The organism is Rhodovulum imhoffii, from assembly GCF_003046545.1.
Lineage (GTDB): Bacteria > Pseudomonadota > Alphaproteobacteria > Rhodobacterales > Rhodobacteraceae > Rhodovulum > Rhodovulum imhoffii.
This window is the reverse complement of record NZ_QAAA01000021.1, coordinates 1-16,225: the sequence shown is the minus strand read 5'-3', so window position 1 is coordinate 16,225 and position 16,225 is coordinate 1. Positions and strand designations below refer to the sequence as shown.

Sequence of the window (16,225 nt, the reverse complement as noted above, 5' to 3'; positions counted from 1 at the left end):
CGACCTCCCCCGGTCAGGACATCTGGAACCCCTGCCCCAGGTAGACGCGGCGCACGTTTTCGTCACGGGTCACGTCCTGTGCGGTGCCGCTCATCAATACCCGACCATCATGGAGGATATAGGCCCTGTCGACGATTCCAAGCGTTTCACGCACGTTGTGATCGGTAATCAACACCCCGATGCCACGAGACCTGAGTTCCCTGACAAGGGTACGAATCTCGTTCACGGCAATGGGGTCGACCCCGGCGAAAGGCTCATCAAGCAGCAAGTAGGCGGGGTTGGCGGCAAGGCAACGGGCAATCTCGACCCGCCGCCGCTCCCCTCCCGACAGCGACAAGGCCGGGGCGCGGCGCAGGTGATCGACGGAAAACTCCGTCAGAAGTTCCTCCAGCCGTTCCCGGCGGGTATGGGTGTCCGGTTCGACGATTTCCAGAATCGCACGGATGTTGTCTTCTACCGAAAGGCCACGAAAGATACTGACTTCCTGCGGCAGGTAACCGATCCCCAGCCGCGCCCGGCGATACATCGGCAAACCGGTAACATCACGTCCGTCTATGCTGACTTTGCCCCCTTCGGGCCGCACGAGCCCGGCGACGGAATAAAAGCACGTCGTCTTTCCCGACCCGTTCGGGCCAAGCAACGCCACGACCTCCCCCCGCGCCAGCGAAAAACTGACATCCCGAATGACCGGGCGGCGGCGATAGCTCTTGCGCAACCCCCTTACCTGCAAGCCAGCCGATCCCTCGGTGACCGCAAAGCTCATTGCCCGCCCCCTTTCGGCTGCAAAAGAGTGCGCACGCGGCCTTCCATCGTGCCCGTCCCGGAGGCCAGATCGATCACCAGCCTTTGCCCGGAAATCGCCCCCTCCCCCTGAGTCAGCAACACGTTCCCCGTCATCACGACAACGCCGCTGGACAGGGTATAGACGGCAGTTTCGGCCTCGGCGGCCTCCGTTCCATTCACAAGCGTCACATTCCCCGTGGCCTTCAGCCGCTCGACCTCGCGCTCTTCCTCGCCGGGGGCATAATCCACAACCAGCCTGTCCGCGGAAAGCCGCATTTCCCCCTGTCCGACAAGAACCCCCCCCGTGAACACGGCCTGACCGTCGGCCTGATTGACGCGCAGTTCGTCTGAGGTGATCTCCACGGGCAGGGAATGGTCAAGCCTGAGCCCCCCAAACCCGACCTGAGCCCCCTGCGCAGCGACGCTCAGGGGAAGGGCGCCCAGCAGGAACGCAACAAGGGCGGAACGCAATGAAAGCACGGGGGCCATCCTTCAGTCTTGTGGATCGTATACCAGTTTAACACCACGCTTGAAAACCAGAACATAGCCCGCATCTTCCGAACGGGTCAGTTCCATCGCGCCAGCCTCCAGCCGCCCGGCGGGGCCTTCCCCCGAAACCCGCACATCCGCCCACAAAGCGGTCCGGGTCAGGTCGTTTTCCAACATCTCGGTCCGCAACAGGTACCCGGTCGATGTTGTCACCCGCACCCCCCCCTTCAACACCGCGCGCCCCGCCGCAGGGTCCAGGACTCCCGAAGGCGCAGTCACGGTGACATGGCTTCCGTCGGGCAGATCCAACCGCACAGCCAGGCTCTCGGCGGTACTTTGCGCGGCGCCCGACCTCGGCCGGGCGGTCTCGGCGGAAAGCGAGATTTCCGTCCCATCCGTAGTGACACCGGCATAGCTGGGGTCCGATATCCGGGGCCTGCGGGCCAGGTCCTCTATCTCGACCTGCGCATAGGGCAATCCGCCGGAATCCTTACCGATACCGGGCAACAAGAACAGCGTCGACAGCAACGCCAGCGCCGCCAGAGGCAGCAGAATCTTGGCCAGAGCCACAAACCGTGAATACGTATTATCGGGCGAGGCCATGCCTCACGCGACTCCGGCGCGCAGGCAGTCGTGGATGTGCAGAATGCCCGCCGGGCGGCCGGCAGCCCCTGGCGCCACCGCGAAAAGGCAGGTAATCTTGCGGGCGTTCATCAGACCCAGCGCCTTTTCGGCCAGATCGTCAGGGGTGATGGTCAGGGGATCGGCGGTCATGACCTCGTCCACGGTGCGCCCCAGCAAACCCTCCATGTGGCGCCGCAAATCGCCATCGGTCACCACACCGGCCAGACGGCCCTGCGCGTCGGTGACACCGACCACGCCAAAGCCGCGCTGACTGATAACCAACAGCGCATCGCTCATCGGCGTCCCGGTGGGAACAAGCGGGATATCGGCACCGACATGCATGAGATCGCGCACCTTTGAAAGCCGCGCCCCCAGCTTTCCACCCGGATGAAATTCCCGGTAATGTTCCGGCGTGAACTGGCGATACTCCATCAGCGCGACAGCCAGCGCATCGCCCAGCGCCAGCGTCATCGTCGTCGAGGTCGTGGGTGCCAGATTCATCGGGCAGGCCTCTTCGGCCGGAGGCAGCAACAGCGCCACATCCGCCTGCCGCAGCAGGGTGCTCTCTGCCCGGCTCGCCACCCCGATCAGCGGAATGGAAAAGCGCCGGGTATAGGCGATGATGTCCGCCAGTTCCGGCGTCTCCCCCGAATTGGACAGGACAAGGCAGACATCCCCCTTCGTCAGCATGCCCAAATCGCCATGACTGGCCTCGGCGGGGTGAACAAAATGGGCCGGCGTCCCGGTTGAAGCCAGCGTCGCCGCAATCTTGCGCCCCACATGGCCGGATTTGCCCATGCCCGAAACTATGACACGCCCGCGCGCGGACAGAACCAGTTGGACCGCATCTGCAAAGCTGTCATCCAGCGCCTCGGACTGGCGGCGCAGGGCGTCAGCCTCGTTTGCCAGCACACGCCGACCAATGGCGATGTAGGTTTCACGGTTCATTCCGGCCTCAGTGGCTGAAAATATCGATCTCGGGCCACCCCTCGAGATCCAGTCTGGCACGCGCGGGCAGGAAGTCAAAACAGGCTTTCGCGATCTCCGCGCGCCCTTCGCGGGCAAGCCGAAGGTCCAGCACATCTTTCAGCCGGTGCAGATAGAGCACATCCGAGGCCGCATAGTCGATCTGCGCCGTGCTCAATTCCGCCGCCCCCCAGTCGGAGCTTTGCTGCTGTTTGGAAATGTCCACCTCCAGCAATTCCTGCAACAGGTTCTTCAACCCGTGCCGGTCGGTATAAGTCCGCACCAGCCTGGAGGCGATCTTGGTGCAATAGACCGGCGCGGTCAGCACACCGAACGTGTGCAGCATCACCGCAATATCGAACCGGCCGAAATGGAACAGTTTCAGCACTGCCGGATCGGCCAGCAGGCGGGTCAGGTTCGGGGCCTCGGTCTGGCCCTGTTCGATCTGCACCAGATGCGCGTCGCCGTCGCCGTCAGACAGTTGCACGACGCACAACCTGTCCCGGTGGGGATTCAGCCCCATGGTTTCGCAATCAATCGCCACAACCGGACCAAGGTTCAGCCCGTCGGGAAGGTCGGTCTTATGCAGGAAATTCGCCACTTTGGCCCCTGTCGTTCAAAGGGGTTTAGGGTTTGATCCGCAGTTGATTGCCCAGCGGTCGCCCGATGTCAAGCCGCTTGACGGCAGGCCCCTGCCAGCCGAAGGCCGCCAAAACCCGGCGCAAGGGGGGCTGTGCGCGGGCCGCCACACGGCAACGCACGATCCGGTCCGCCTCCAGCAGCGCGGCCATCTGCGCGGCAAGGGCACGATCCCACTGCGCAAGCGGCGCAGACTGGGATGGGGCGGCGGGAAGATCTGGCACCGGCCGGCCCGCAGCGGCACAGGCCGCACACAGCCCCTCTGCCAGGGCCATGTGCAAGTGCGGCAAATCCTGCGGATCGTCCAGAACGCTGATCCCCGAGAGAATCGCGCGATGGTAAGGCTCTTCCCGCGTCCAGCGTGGATCCGCCATGAGGATATCCAGGTCTTCGGCGGGCAACAGGCGGCAAAGCATTTCGCGCGTTTCGGCAACGACAGGACGTAGCGCGCGCACATCCTCTGCCCGGAGCGCCCAGAGCCGCCCCGGTACCGGCGGACACCACCGCTGCACGACAAACTCCGCCTGGCTGGCATGGGCTGAGGGCCGGAACCGCCGATTGCGCAGCAAGAACCCCAACAGGGCCGCCGGAGAGGCCGCGTTGCACCCCCCCCCCACAAGTGGCAGCCCGAAATCCGCCGCAAAGCGTGCCACCGCATCCGGGCGCGCAGGGCGAACCCGAAGGCTCAGGTTGGGGATACGCGCCCAGCGTGTCAGCAACGCCCCGAACCTATAGGGCATCGTGCCGCCCGCCAGCCACGCGGCAGCGGTGGGCGCCCCCCAGACCCCCCACTGCCAATAAGCGGCATTCACCCAATCCACCGGTGGACGCAGGAAGGCCACGGCCTCGACCGGCGGAAAGCCGCGGGCGCGCAGCGCCGCGGCAAAGGCATCGGGATGGGCGATCCACCCTTCGCAAGACAGGATCGGCCGCACCCCCCGCTTTGCCCCCGCGCATAAGGTGGCTGCCACGGCCCGCATCAGCCCCGCACCGTCCTGCACCCGGGCCGGGTCCGGGCAACTGACATACCCAAAGGGCGACCCCTGCGCCGCTCGCCGCAAGGCCTCTCCCTCCAGCCGGGTCCAGCCGCGCTCCGCCCGCAACGCGACGTAGCGCACATGCCGCGCCCCGTCATGCAACAAAGGCGCAACACTCAGCGCGCGCTGAAGGGCGGAGCTGCCACATTTCGGCGCCCCGATATGCACGATCCCGGCCTCAGGCATGGGGGTCTCCCTTGGTCTGTCCGGCGAGCATGGGAGATGAAGGTTAACGGACCCCAAAGATCTCTCCGGCATCCGGTCACGCGCCATGGGCCAACGGGGTGTGCCTGCCATCGCCCACACGGGCACCGGCCGGACACAATTCCCGCCCGGCATTGCCATGCCGATGCAAACGCCCTTTCTTCCTCGAAAATGACCATCCGGGAGTCGACCTCCCGGCGTACCTAACCTCAGACCTTTCCCTCGCCAGGCGGAAAAGATGCGCCCCCCTGCACGCCCCGCGCGGAGGGGCAACGGGATAGCCGGTCAAGCGCCCAGCAAGCAGCATCGGCCACGACCGGATCGGCATCTGCCACCAACGCCCGAACGGCGGGATACAGGGCTTGATCACCGGAATTGCCGATGGCGTAACAGACATTGCGCACGAACCGCCCCCGCCCGAGCCGTTTGATCGGCGACCCGGAGAACCGCGCGCGGAAAGCCGCGTCATCCAGTGCACAAAGCTCTGCCAGCGGGGGTGCGATCAGGTCCGGGCGGGCTTTGTATTTCACTTCATACGCGGCGGCCGCGAACTTGTTCCACGGGCAGACGCCAAGGCAATCGTCGCACCCGTAGATACGGTTGCCCAAAAGATGGCGCAGGTCTGCCGGCACGGGACCTTTGTGTTCGATGGTCAGGTAGGAAACGCACCGCCGGGCATCCAGTTGAAACGGCGCGGGAAACGCCCCCGTCGGGCAGGCGTCCAGGCAGGCAGTGCAGGAGCCGCAGTGCTCATGCTCCGGCGGGTCGGGGGGCAGGGCCACGGTGGTGAAGATCACGCCAAGAAAAAACCAGTTGCCCAGATCACGCGCCAGAAGATTCGTGTGCTTGCCCTGCCACCCCAGCCCAGCCGCCTGCGCCAGAGGTTTTTCCATCACCGGGGCGGTATCCACGAACACCTTGATCTGTTCTCCCGGTGCCTGCTCCAGGAACCATCGCCCCACACGCTTGAGCCGTTTTTTCAAAACGTCGTGGTAATCGCGGTTCTGGGCATAGACCGAAATCGCCCCGCGGTCGGGGCGCTTCAGGACGGCAAGCGGATCATGGGCCTGGGTATAGGGTTCGGCCAGCATGACAATGCTGCGGGCCTCGGGCCACAGGGCCGCAGGGTTTGCACGCCAGCCCATCCGATCGGCCATCCAGCCCATCTGACCATGACGGCCCAGCGCCACGAAACGTGCCAGCCGTGCAGGGGCCTTGGGAATCGAGTCGGGGGAGCAGACACGGCAGGCGGCGAAACCTTCCTGCTGCGCCCTGTTCCGAAGACGGGCCTTCAGGGGCTCAGAAGTCGAGATCGGCATAGTGGGGCGGCGGCGGGAAACCGGGCACCTGGTCGGCCAGCAGGCTGCGGAAGGCCGGTCGCGATTTGATCTTGGCGTACCACTCGCGCAGATTGGCGTTGCGGTTCCAGTCCACGTCGGAAATGTAGTCAAGCGCAGACAGATGCGCAGCCGCGGCGAAGTCGGCCAGGGTCATGCTGTCGCCCGCCAGCCAGCGACGTTCCTCCAGCAGACGGCCGAGGTAGTCGAGATGGAACTTGATCGCCTGCGCGCCGGCCTTCACATTCCGGCTGTCAGGATAGCCCTCTCCGGTGATCTTCTTGTTGACCCGCTCATAAAGCAGATTCGACGTAACCTCTTTGTGGAACTTGTCATCGAACCAGAAAACCAGACGGCGCACCTCTGCACGCTCTGCCGGGCCAAGGGGCATAAGAGCCGGATTGGGAAAGCTTTCTTCAAGAAATTCGCAGATCGCCTGACTTTCGCACAGGGTCAACCCCTCAAACCGCAGGATGGGCAGTTTCCCCGCGGGGTTGCGGCGCAGAAAATCCGCCGCGCGCTCCCAGTAACGCTCCTCGATCAGTTCGACTTCGATCTTCTTCTCCGCCAGCACAAGGCGCACTTTGCGGCAGAACGGGGAAAGCGGAACGTGAAACAGACGGTTCATCTACCTTGTCCCTAAGCTGACGAGATACCTTGTCTTGCCGCGTCGGATGTAAAGTTTCAACCGCTGAAGCAAAGAGCGCGACCATCCGCATGGATCAGCGCGGCCCCATCCTCCACCTGCCCCGCCCGGCGACGCAGCCCTGGCGGCAGGGCGGTGGGGTTACGTCCCTTCGGATTGGGAAGCACAACAGCAAGTGCCGCAGCCTGCGCGGGCGTGAGATCGCGGGCCGCAACGCCGAAATGGTTGCGCGCGGCCGCCTCGATGCCGAAAATGCCTTCCCCCCACTCCGCAACGTTGAGGTAGACCTCCAGGATACGCCGCTTGGGCCAGGCCAGTTCCACCAGCGGGGTCAGAATGGCCTCCATCGCCTTGCGCGGCCAGCTTCGACCCTGCCAAAGAAACACGTTCTTGACCGTCTGCTGACTGATGGTCGAGGCGCCGCGGCGCGCGCCCGCGTCGATCGCAGCGCGGATGGCGCCCATGTCGAAGCCCCAATGGGCGCAGAAATTGGCATCTTCCGCAGCAACCACGGCCCGGGCCGCGACCGGCGCAATTTCCGAGATCGGCACCCATTCCCACTCCACCGCGTCCAGCCGCCGGGATTCGGACCAGATGGTATGCGTGGTGACCGGCCCGAAAAACCGCATGACGAAAAGTGCCAGAAGAACCGCGCCAAGCAACCCCAGCGCCCCCCGCGCAAACCCGCGCCGCAGCCGCATGCCCCACTGGCGGGGCGGCTTTTTCGACGCCCTGCGCGGCGGGGCTTTTTTTCGCGTGGTTGTCTTGCGGGCCTGTTTTGCCATGCCACCGTCTTAGCGCAGCGCGCACGCATTTGGAACGGCGCGCCCCGAAGGGCGCACCCGAAAAACTCATTGCGCCGGGATGGCCGTGACCTCGGCTCCCAGCGGATGGCTGAGATGAGGCAGCATCTCTTTCGGGCAAACCTGCAGGAAGTTCCCCTTTTCGAGATCCCAGTGTTCAAGGATTCCGCGCGCCTTGCGGCTGCCGGTTTCCTCTGCATGACGGGCAACCAGGTCCTTCAACTCACGTTCCCAATGGGCAATGGTGACCTTGCAGGTGACAAGCGTCTCCATGTTCATCAAGGTTTCGGCAACGCCTTCCGGGTCGTAGACATAGGCCATCCCGCCGGTCATCCCGGCGCCGAAATTGGCCCCGATCTGGCCAAGGATCACCGCGATCCCGCCAGTCATATACTCACACCCGTTGGACCCGCAGCCTTCCACGACCACCTTCGCACCCGAGTTGCGCACCGCGAAGCGTTCGCCTGCCCGGCCAAGAGCAAAGAGAAACCCATCGGTCGCGCCATAAAGAACCGTATTGCCGATGATGGTGTTCTGAGATGCCTCCAGAGGCGAAGACAAGGTCGGGCGCACGACGATGGTCCCCCCCGAAAGCCCCTTGCCGACATAATCGTTGGCATCGCCCGCGACCACCAGCTTCAGCCCGTGCACGGCGAAGGCGCCAAGGCTTTGCCCCGCGCTGCCCGCAAGCTTCACCGTCAGGTGGTCGGGCTGCAACGTGTTGCGCATGCCGAAGCGGCGCACGATATGGCTGGAAACCCGCGTGCCGATGGTGCGATGGGTGTTGCGCACGGCATAGGACAGCTGCATCTTCTCGCCGTCCTCAAGGAAGCGCGCGGCATCGCGGACGATTTCCGCGTCCAGCGTGTCGGGCACCGCGTTGCGCTCACGTGTGCGGTCATAAACGGGGCGGTTATCGGCCCCGTTGACCTGAAGCAGCAATGGGTTGAGATCGAGATCGTCCAGATGTGCGGAGCCACGGCTGACCTGGCCCAGCAGGTCGGTGCGCCCGATCACATCGTCCAGAGACCGGGCACCGATGGCGGCCAGAATCTCCCGCACTTCCTGTGCATAGAAGGTGATCAGGTTGACCACCTTGTCGGCATTTCCAGTAAACTTGGCGCGCAGTCGTTCATCCTGCGTGCAGACACCCACCGGACAGGTGTTGGACTGGCACTGGCGCACCATGATGCACCCCATCGCAATCAGCGCAGCGGTGCCGATACCGTATTCCTCGGCCCCCATCATCGCGGCCATGACGATGTCGCGTCCGGTCCGCAATCCGCCATCGGTGCGCAAGGTCACGCGATCGCGCAGGTGGTTCATCGACAGAACCTGGTGCGCCTCGGTCAGGCCCATTTCCCACGGCAGGCCGGCATACTTGATGCTGGTCGCCGGGCTGGCCCCGGTGCCGCCGTTGTGGCCCGAAATCAGGATGACGTCGGCCTTGGCCTTGGCCACGCCCGCAGCGATGGTCCCAACGCCCGAGGCCGCCACCAGCTTGACGGTGACCTTGCAGCGCGGATTGATCTGCTTGAGGTCATAGATCAACTGGGCCAGATCTTCGATCGAGTAGATATCGTGGTGCGGCGGCGGCGAGATCAGCGTCACGCCCGGCGTCGAGTGGCGCAGCCGTGCGATCAGCTTGGTCACCTTCATGCCGGGAAGCTGACCGCCCTCGCCGGGTTTTGCCCCCTGGGCGACCTTGATTTCCAGTTCCTCGCATTGATTTAGGTATTCCGCCGTCACGCCGAACCGTCCGGAAGCCACCTGCTTGATCTTGGCGGAGGGGTTGTCCCCGTTGGGTTCGGCATGAAAATGGGCCGGGTCTTCGCCGCCTTCGCCGGAATCCGACTTTGCGCCGATCCGGTTCATGGCGACGTTGAGAGTCTTGTGCGCCTCGGGGCTGAGCGCCCCCAGAGACATGCCCGGCGTCACAAACCGCTTGCGGATCGCGGTGACGCTTTCGACCTCTTCGATCGGAACCGGTTTGCCCAGGGGCTTGATGTCGAGCAGGTCACGCAAATGAATCGGCGGGTTGGCCTGCATCGCTGCGGAGTATTTCTTCCACAGTTCGAAAGAGGCATTGGTGCAGGCTTCCTGCAACATCTTCATGGTCTGGGCTTCCCAGGCATGTTTCTCGCCCGAACGGCGCAACTTGTAAAAACCGCCGATGGGCAGGATCCGGGGGCCCGATGCCCAGCCCAGCGCGTGGACCTGCTCCAGCTTGCGCTGGATACCGCTGATGCCGATTCCGGAAATGCGTGAATGCATGCCGGGGAAGAACTCGGCACACATGGCGCGGGAAAGACCCACGGCCTCGAAGTTCAGCCCGCCGCGATAGGACGAGATGACCGAGATGCCCATCTTGGACATGATCTTCAGCAGCCCCAGATCGACCGCCGTACGAAAGCGGGCCACGGCCTCGGTCAGGGTTCCTTCCAGCAGGCCGCGGTCGATACGGTCGGCCAGCGTGTCTTCGGCGAGATAGGCGTTGACCGTGGTCGCACCGCACCCGATCAGAACCGCGAAATAATGAGGATCGATACACTCGGCCGCGCGCACGTTCAGAGAAGAGAACGTCCTCAGCCCCTGCCGCGTCAGCCAGCTGTGTATCGCACTGGTGGCCAGGATCATCGGCATGGCAACCTTGTCGGCGTTCTGATGCTGGTCGGTCAGAACAAGGTGCCCCGCACCCGAGCGCACGGCCTCTTCGGCTTCGCCACGGATACGGTCCAAAGCCTCGTACAAGGCATTCTTGCCACCATCGGCAGGAAAGGTGCAGTCGATCTCGGCCGTCGGCGCGGCAAAGTTCTTCTGCATCTCCTCGAATTGTGCGTTGCCGAGAAAGGGGCTTTCCAGCACAAAAATCTCAGACTGGCTGCCATCCTCGTCCAGCACGTTGCGCAGGTTCCCGAAACGGGTCTTGAGACTCATCACCCGGTATTCGCGCAACGAATCGATCGGCGGGTTCGTCACCTGGCTGAAATTCTGGCGGAAGAAATGCGACAGCGGCCGGTACCTGGTGCTGAGTACCGCGCTGGGCGTATCGTCGCCCATCGAGGCGATGGCCTCCTTGCCGTCTTCGGCCATCGGACAGAGAATCTGTTCGATTTCCTCGACGGTGAACCCGGCGGCAATCTGGCGTCTGCGCAAGTCGTCCCCGGTGAACAGAGGCGTTTCGGGCAACGCACCCAGCCTGTCGTCCAGTTCGACGATCTTGCCGACCCAGTCTCCGAAGGGCTGGCTGGCGGCAAGGAAATCCTTCAGCTCGGAATCGTGGAACAAGGTGCCGTCCTTCATGTCCACGGCGATCATTTGCCCCGGGCCAAGCGCACCCTTCTCGCGTACGGTCGCTTCATCGGTGGGAACCATCCCGGCCTCGGACCCGGCGATCAGCAGCCCATCCCCGGTGACGACATAGCGCATCGGGCGCAGACCGTTGCGGTCCAGCCCGGCGCAGACCCAGCGACCATCGGTCATCGCCAATGCGGCGGGGCCGTCCCACGGCTCCATCACGCTGTTGATGAAGGAATACATGTCGCGCCAGCTTTGCGGAAGTTCCGTCGCCTGCTTGGACCATGCCTCGGGGACCAGCATGGTTTTCGCCATCGGCGCGTTGCGGCCCGCGCGGACCAGGACCTCGAAAACCGAATCCAGGGCCGCCGAGTCCGAAGACCCCTGCGCGACGATCGGCTTGATGTCTTCGGCCAGGTCGCCGAACGCGGTGGAGGCCATGCGGATCTCATGGCTGCGCAACCAGTTCACATTACCCTTGAGGGTGTTGATCTCACCGTTATGGGCCAGCATTCGGAAAGGCTGGGCCAGCCACCACTGCGGGAAGGTGTTGGTGGAATACCGCTGATGATAGATGGCAAAGGCGCTTTCGAAGCGGTCGTCCTGAAGGTCGGGATAAAACTCCGCGACCTGCTCGGCCAGCATCATACCCTTGTAGATGACACTGCGGCAGGACAGGGAGCAGATGTAAAGCCCCGGCACATGGGCGCTGGCGGCAGCCTTTTCGATCCGGCGGCGGATGACATAGAGTTCACGTTCGAAGGTTTCTTCATCCACGCCTTTGGTGTTGGCCAGGATGATCTGCTCGATCTCGGGACGGGTGGCATTGGCCTTTTCGCCAAGAACCACGGTATTCACGGGAACGTGGCGCCAGCCATATATATAGTATCCCATCCGCAGCACCTCGGCTTCCACGATGGTCCGGCAGGTTTCCTGCGCACCAAGGTCGGTACGGGGCAGAAACACCTGGCCCACGGCAATCAGATGTTCGGGGTGGGGTTCATGGCCGGTGCGGCGGATCTGATCGTAAAAGAAGGGAACCGGAATCTGCACATGAATTCCTGCCCCGTCACCCGTCTTGCCGTCGGCATCCACGGCCCCGCGGTGCCAGACGGCCTTCAGCGCGTCGATCCCGTTTTCCACAACCTTGCGGGAAGGCTGCCCGTCGATCGAAACGACCAAGCCCACCCCACAGGAAGCGTGCTCATCATCGGCACGATAAAGGCCGTTCCCGGCGATCCATGCGCGCTTGGCTTCTTCGGCCGCCGCCCAGGCGGCATCATACTTCGTCATGTCTTAACCCTTTCGGTGGGGCGGTGCCCGGATGTTACTCGGCCGCGACCTGCGCGGGCTGGGTCAGGTATTCGAGGATACTGTCTGCGGCTTCGCGACCGTCGCGGATGGCCCACACCACCAGCGATGCCCCCCGCACGATGTCCCCCACGGCGAAAACGCCGGACAGGTTTGTGGCGTGGCGGGCAAAGTCGGTCTTGACGGTACCCCAGCGGGTGACCTCCAGTTCCGGCTCATCCCATTGGGCGGGCAGGTCTTCGGGTTCGAAGCCGAGCGCCTGGACGACGAGGTCCGCACCTTCCGCGTAATCGGCCCCCTCGATCACTTCGGGGCTTTGGCGGCCGGAAACGTCGGGCAGGCCAAGACGCATCTTCTGGACGGTCACCGCGTCGACCGGGTCGCCGGAGAACGCTTTGGGCGCAGAGAGCCAGACAAACTCGACACCTTCCTCCTCGGCGTTCTGCACTTCCCGCTGACTGCCGGGCATGTTCGCGCGATCGCGGCGATAAAGGCACTTCACGCTGGTTGCGCCTTGCCGGATAGCGGTGCGTACACAATCCATTGCCGTGTCGCCGCCACCGATGACCACGACGCGCTTGCCCGAAGCGTTCAGTTCACCGCTTTCATACGCGGGCACCTCGTCGCCAAAGCTGACGCGGTTGGAAGCGGTGAGATAGTCGATCGCGCGAACGATGCCGGCGGCTTCCGCGCCGGGGACGGCCAGATCGCGGGTCTTGTAAACGCCGGTGGCGATCAGCACCGCATCATATTTGCCCCGGATCGCATCGAAAGAGATATCGGTCCCGACATTGCAGTTGAGAACAAACTCCACGCCAGCGTCCTCAAGCTGGGCGACCCGGCGCAGAACGACATCCTTCTCCAGCTTGAAACCGGGAATGCCATAGGTCAGCAGGCCGCCCGCGCGGTCGTGCCGGTCATAAACGGTGACCTGAACCCCCGCCCGGCGCAGCGCATCCGCGGCAGCCAGCCCGCCGGGGCCCGCACCGATGACGGCCACGCTTTCGGCCCGCTCCGCAGCCGGTTCGATCGGGTGAACCCAGCCTTTTTCCCACGCGGTGTCGGTGATATATTTTTCCACCGCGCCAATGGTCACCGTGCCGTGGCCGGACTGTTCGATCACGCAATTGCCTTCGCACAGACGGTCCTGCGGGCAAATCCGGCCGCAAATTTCCGGAAAAGTATTGGTGGCCTGGCTGAGCTGGTAGGCCTCCTGCAAACGACCTTCGGCGGTCAGGCGCAGCCAATCGGGGATGTTGTTGTGCAGCGGACAGTGCGACTGGCAATAGGGGACGCCGCATTGCGAACAGCGTGAGGCTTGCTCCACTGCCTTTCGGTCCGCGAATTCGGCATAGATTTCGTTAAAATCCTGGGCACGGTCACGGGCCTGCCGCTTTTGGGGCATCTCCTTCGCCGTGGTCACGAACTGAAGCATCTTTTGCTTCGCCATGTCGTCCTCCTGGGTGAAGCCTTTGATCGGGGTATAACGGCAGGCCCACAAGAATAAAAGTAAGAATTACTGACATAAAAGATGCTTTTTTGCGGGGGTGGCGGAGAATTTACAGCCTCATGCGCCATATTAATGTCAGTAATACTGCCATATATGCCCTCTTCTCTTTCCGAATCGCCTGTTTATGCTGACCGCTGTTCCATCACCGCGGAGACCCCCATGGCCCTTTATCACCTGCTTCTGGTTGCCGTTTTGCAGGGCATCACGGAGTTCCTGCCCGTTTCGTCATCGGGGCACCTGATCCTGCTGCCACATCTGACCGGGCTGGAGGACCAGGGCCAGGTCATTGATGTGGCCGTGCATGTGGGCACCCTGGGCGCGGTGATACTATATTTTCGCCGGGATGCTTTCAGTGCGCTGGTCGGCCTGGGGTGCCTGCTTCGGGGGCGGGTCGACAGCCAGGAGGCCTTCCTTGCGCTCTGCCTCGTCCTTGCCACGGTGCCGGTCGTGATCCTTGGTGCGGTGCTGCATCTGACCGGGCTTGATGACGCGCTGCGCTCAGTGACCGTGATCGGCTGGGCGATGCTGATTTTCGGAATCGTGCTGTGGTGGTTCGACCTGAACGCCCCGCAGGAGCGGATCGCCGCACGATGGAGCCTCAGGCACGCCGCGCTCATGGGGCTGTGGCAGGCGCTCGCACTGATTCCCGGCACCTCGCGCTCCGGTATCACCATCACCGGCGCGCGGGCGCTGGGCTACAAGCGTGAGGACGCGGCAAAACTGGCAATGCTGATGTCGATTCCGACGATCCTCGCCTCGGGCGTTCTGCTGGGTGCGGATGTGGTGGTCGGCGCGAACGCCGCCGCCGCGCGGGACGGGGCGCTGGCGGCAGTATTTGCCTTCGTCTCGGCATTGCTGGCGCTGGCGGTGATGATGCGGCTGGCACGCCGCATCAGCTTTACGCCATACGTGATTTACCGCGTGATCCTGGGCATTGCGCTTCTGGGAATCGCCTACAGTTGAGGGCGGCGCAGGTTGCCCACCGATTCGCGCACATCCTCGTACTGGCCGGACGGGCGGAAACGCCACAGGTACTCGGGCAGAACCGCCCCCAGTGCAACAGGGGTCATGCCGAGGTCGGCAAACCCCATCGTGTCTTCACCCGCCACATTGTTGCGGGCAAGGTTTTTCGCTTGGTCACGGGTGATCACCTTGTTGACGAAAAGCGAACCGGTCAGCTTTTGCAGAAGATCCAGCCCCCACCCCATGACAGAGCCGAACCACAGCGGCAGGCCGACGACTATCCGCCCCGGCCGATGGATCGTGTCCAGCATGTCATACATCATGTCCGCGAAGGATTTGACCTCCGGCCCGCCAAGCTCATAGACCCCCGGCCCGGCCTTGCCGGTCGCGGCCAGCACGGCCGCCTGGGCGACATCGTCTACATAGACCGGCTGGAACCGCACCCCCGCCCCGAACAGGGGCAACACCGGAGAAAACCGGGCAACACCGGCAAAACGGTTGAAGAACTGGTCCTCGGGCCCGAAAATAATCGACGGACGCAAGATGACAGCCTCCGGAACGTGCTTGAGGATCACCTCCTCGGCCGTGCCTTTCGTGGCAGCGTATTCGCTGTCTGACTGCGGGTCGGCCCCGATGGCAGAGATTTGCACGACCCGGCGAACCCCCATTTCCTGCGCAGCTTCGGCGATGTGACGCGCCCCGTGATACTGGGTCAGGCCAAAGGTGTTGCGCCCGACCTCGTTGAGGATGCCCACACAATTGATCGCCACATCCGCGCCCCTGAGGGCCTGCCGGACAGACTCCGCGTCACGCACGTTGCACAGAACCGGCTCCACCTGCCCAACGGCGCCATAGGTGCGGACAAAGAGCGCCTCGTTCGGGCGGCGCACCGCAACGCGCACGCGCCAACCTTCCCGCGCCATGCGGCGTGCGACATACCGCCCCACAAATCCCGACCCCCCGAAGATGGTGACAAGTTTGACCATGGTTGCGCTCCCCTCAATGCTGTTGTCCTGAAATATCGCGCAGACCCCTTGTGAACAAGCCCGGAAGCCGCGCCACACGGATTCCGTGAATTAGGCCGTTGACACTCCCCGCCGCCCCCGTTAAATCCCCGCCTCACGACACCTGCCCAGGTGGCGGAATTGGTAGACGCGCTAGCTTCAGGTGCTAGTGTCCGTATGGACGTGGAGGTTCGAGTCCTCTCCTGGGCACCACTTTTCCAAAAAATTCCCTTGATATTCATATGGTTGTAGATGTGTCGCCTTGTTTGACCCCATGACAGCCCCATGAACAACATTTGAGGCCTTCGCCTGGGCTACGCTAGGTGTTTGATCCCAAGGTTTGATGGTGTGATCCTTTCGCTGGAATGGAAGGAAGCCCTATGGGACAGATGCAGTGCGTCGTCAATCGTATCCCCTTGGTCACGCAGCCGGGGAAGTCAGGGAAGCTGACACCAAAGCCTGAGGCGTCGTCGGCATGAATGAACACCGCATATTCCGTCGGCTGTCCACTTAACCTTTTTGGCTTACGAATGACATGACGGTTTGGACGGGCCGTCTGCCCTGGTTTCTGTAGCCGAGATGCGGGCGCTCGGTGTTGTAGTGGTTCAGCCA

The 16,225-nt window shown here is 63.4% G+C and carries 13 protein-coding genes and 1 tRNA gene; 2 read left to right on the top strand and 12 right to left on the bottom strand.

Features of this window, described 5'->3' with window-relative positions:
- Positions 1-13 precede the first annotated feature (13 nt).
- From lptB to C8N32_RS12765, 11 genes are all read right to left on the bottom strand, one after another.
- On the bottom strand, positions 14-763 hold the full coding sequence (lptB, locus tag C8N32_RS12815; RefSeq protein ID WP_107893385.1) for an LPS export ABC transporter ATP-binding protein: 750 nt from the start codon (positions 761-763) through the stop codon (positions 14-16).
- Positions 760-1,272, bottom strand: coding sequence for a lipopolysaccharide transport periplasmic protein LptA (lptA, locus tag C8N32_RS12810; protein ID WP_107893384.1), 513 nt, complete (start codon positions 1,270-1,272; stop codon positions 760-762). Before lptA ends, lptB begins: the two co-directional genes overlap by 4 nt.
- 3 nt (positions 1,273-1,275) lie before the next feature.
- Positions 1,276-1,875: a hypothetical protein gene (locus tag C8N32_RS12805; RefSeq protein WP_107893383.1), complete on the bottom strand. Its 600-nt coding sequence runs from the start codon at positions 1,873-1,875 to the stop codon at positions 1,276-1,278.
- A 3-nt stretch (positions 1,876-1,878) separates the two neighbouring features.
- Positions 1,879-2,844 (bottom strand): KpsF/GutQ family sugar-phosphate isomerase, encoded by a 966-nt coding sequence (locus tag C8N32_RS12800; RefSeq protein ID WP_107893382.1) that lies wholly within the window; start codon positions 2,842-2,844, stop codon positions 1,879-1,881.
- A gap of 7 nt (positions 2,845-2,851) precedes the next feature.
- Positions 2,852-3,463, bottom strand: coding sequence for a ribonuclease D (locus tag C8N32_RS12795; RefSeq protein ID WP_107893381.1), 612 nt, complete (start codon positions 3,461-3,463; stop codon positions 2,852-2,854).
- Positions 3,464-3,488: 25 nt separating this feature from the next.
- Positions 3,489-4,724: a hypothetical protein gene (locus C8N32_RS12790; RefSeq protein WP_107893380.1), complete on the bottom strand. Its 1,236-nt coding sequence runs from the start codon at positions 4,722-4,724 to the stop codon at positions 3,489-3,491.
- A gap of 227 nt (positions 4,725-4,951) precedes the next feature.
- The gene (queG, locus tag C8N32_RS12785) at positions 4,952-6,061 is read right to left on the bottom strand and encodes a tRNA epoxyqueuosine(34) reductase QueG (protein WP_107893379.1); all 1,110 of its coding nucleotides are present in this window, start codon (positions 6,059-6,061) and stop codon (positions 4,952-4,954) included.
- A complete protein-coding gene (gene fzlA, locus C8N32_RS12780; protein WP_107893378.1) occupies positions 6,042-6,707 on the bottom strand; it encodes an FtsZ-binding protein FzlA in 666 nt (221 codons plus the stop codon). The genes queG and fzlA overlap by 20 nt, the downstream gene beginning before the upstream one ends.
- 56 nt (positions 6,708-6,763) lie before the next feature.
- Positions 6,764-7,510 carry a monofunctional biosynthetic peptidoglycan transglycosylase gene (gene mtgA, locus C8N32_RS12775; RefSeq protein WP_107893377.1) on the bottom strand — a complete coding sequence of 249 codons (747 nt, stop codon included), beginning with the start codon at positions 7,508-7,510 and terminating at the stop codon, positions 6,764-6,766.
- 66 nt (positions 7,511-7,576) lie between these two features.
- Positions 7,577-12,118: a glutamate synthase large subunit gene (gene gltB / locus C8N32_RS12770; protein ID WP_107893376.1), complete on the bottom strand. Its 4,542-nt coding sequence runs from the start codon at positions 12,116-12,118 to the stop codon at positions 7,577-7,579.
- A gap of 34 nt (positions 12,119-12,152) precedes the next feature.
- Positions 12,153-13,586, bottom strand: coding sequence for an NAD(P)-dependent oxidoreductase (locus C8N32_RS12765; RefSeq protein ID WP_107893375.1), 1,434 nt, complete (start codon positions 13,584-13,586; stop codon positions 12,153-12,155).
- Between the two features lie 219 nt (positions 13,587-13,805).
- On the opposite strand from C8N32_RS12765, the gene C8N32_RS12760 reads away from it, so the two are divergent.
- Positions 13,806-14,609 carry an undecaprenyl-diphosphate phosphatase gene (locus tag C8N32_RS12760; RefSeq protein WP_107893374.1) on the top strand — a complete coding sequence of 268 codons (804 nt, stop codon included), beginning with the start codon at positions 13,806-13,808 and terminating at the stop codon, positions 14,607-14,609.
- On the opposite strand, the gene C8N32_RS12755 is transcribed toward C8N32_RS12760, so the two are convergent.
- Positions 14,600-15,595, bottom strand: a complete 996-nt coding sequence (locus C8N32_RS12755; RefSeq protein ID WP_107893373.1) for a complex I NDUFA9 subunit family protein — start codon at positions 15,593-15,595, stop codon at positions 14,600-14,602. The genes C8N32_RS12760 and C8N32_RS12755 overlap by 10 nt on opposite strands.
- Before the next feature lie 144 nt (positions 15,596-15,739).
- On the opposite strand from C8N32_RS12755, the gene C8N32_RS12750 reads away from it, so the two are divergent.
- Positions 15,740-15,826 (top strand) — tRNA-Leu (locus C8N32_RS12750).
- Positions 15,827-16,225: the final 399 nt, after the last annotated feature.

Bases quoted from the DNA above. Each gene is read 5' to 3' on its own strand.
- C8N32_RS12755 (WP_107893373.1), bottom strand. From the start codon at position 15,595: ATGGTCAAACTTGTCACCATCTTCGGGGGGTCGGGATTTGTGGGGCGG.
- mtgA (WP_107893377.1), bottom strand. From the start codon at position 7,510: ATGGCAAAACAGGCCCGCAAGACAACCACGCGAAAAAAAGCCCCGCCG.
- C8N32_RS12790 (WP_107893380.1), bottom strand. From the start codon at position 4,724: ATGCCTGAGGCCGGGATCGTGCATATCGGGGCGCCGAAATGTGGCAGC.
- C8N32_RS12800 (WP_107893382.1), bottom strand. From the start codon at position 2,844: ATGAACCGTGAAACCTACATCGCCATTGGTCGGCGTGTGCTGGCAAAC.
- lptA (WP_107893384.1), bottom strand. From the start codon at position 1,272: ATGGCCCCCGTGCTTTCATTGCGTTCCGCCCTTGTTGCGTTCCTGCTG.
- lptB (WP_107893385.1), bottom strand. From the start codon at position 763: ATGAGCTTTGCGGTCACCGAGGGATCGGCTGGCTTGCAGGTAAGGGGG.
- C8N32_RS12765 (WP_107893375.1), bottom strand. From the start codon at position 13,586: ATGGCGAAGCAAAAGATGCTTCAGTTCGTGACCACGGCGAAGGAGATG.
- C8N32_RS12760 (WP_107893374.1), top strand. From the start codon at position 13,806: ATGGCCCTTTATCACCTGCTTCTGGTTGCCGTTTTGCAGGGCATCACG.
- gltB (WP_107893376.1), bottom strand. From the start codon at position 12,118: ATGACGAAGTATGATGCCGCCTGGGCGGCGGCCGAAGAAGCCAAGCGC.
- fzlA (WP_107893378.1), bottom strand. From the start codon at position 6,707: ATGAACCGTCTGTTTCACGTTCCGCTTTCCCCGTTCTGCCGCAAAGTG.
- queG (WP_107893379.1), bottom strand. From the start codon at position 6,061: ATGCCGATCTCGACTTCTGAGCCCCTGAAGGCCCGTCTTCGGAACAGG.
- C8N32_RS12805 (WP_107893383.1), bottom strand. From the start codon at position 1,875: ATGGCCTCGCCCGATAATACGTATTCACGGTTTGTGGCTCTGGCCAAG.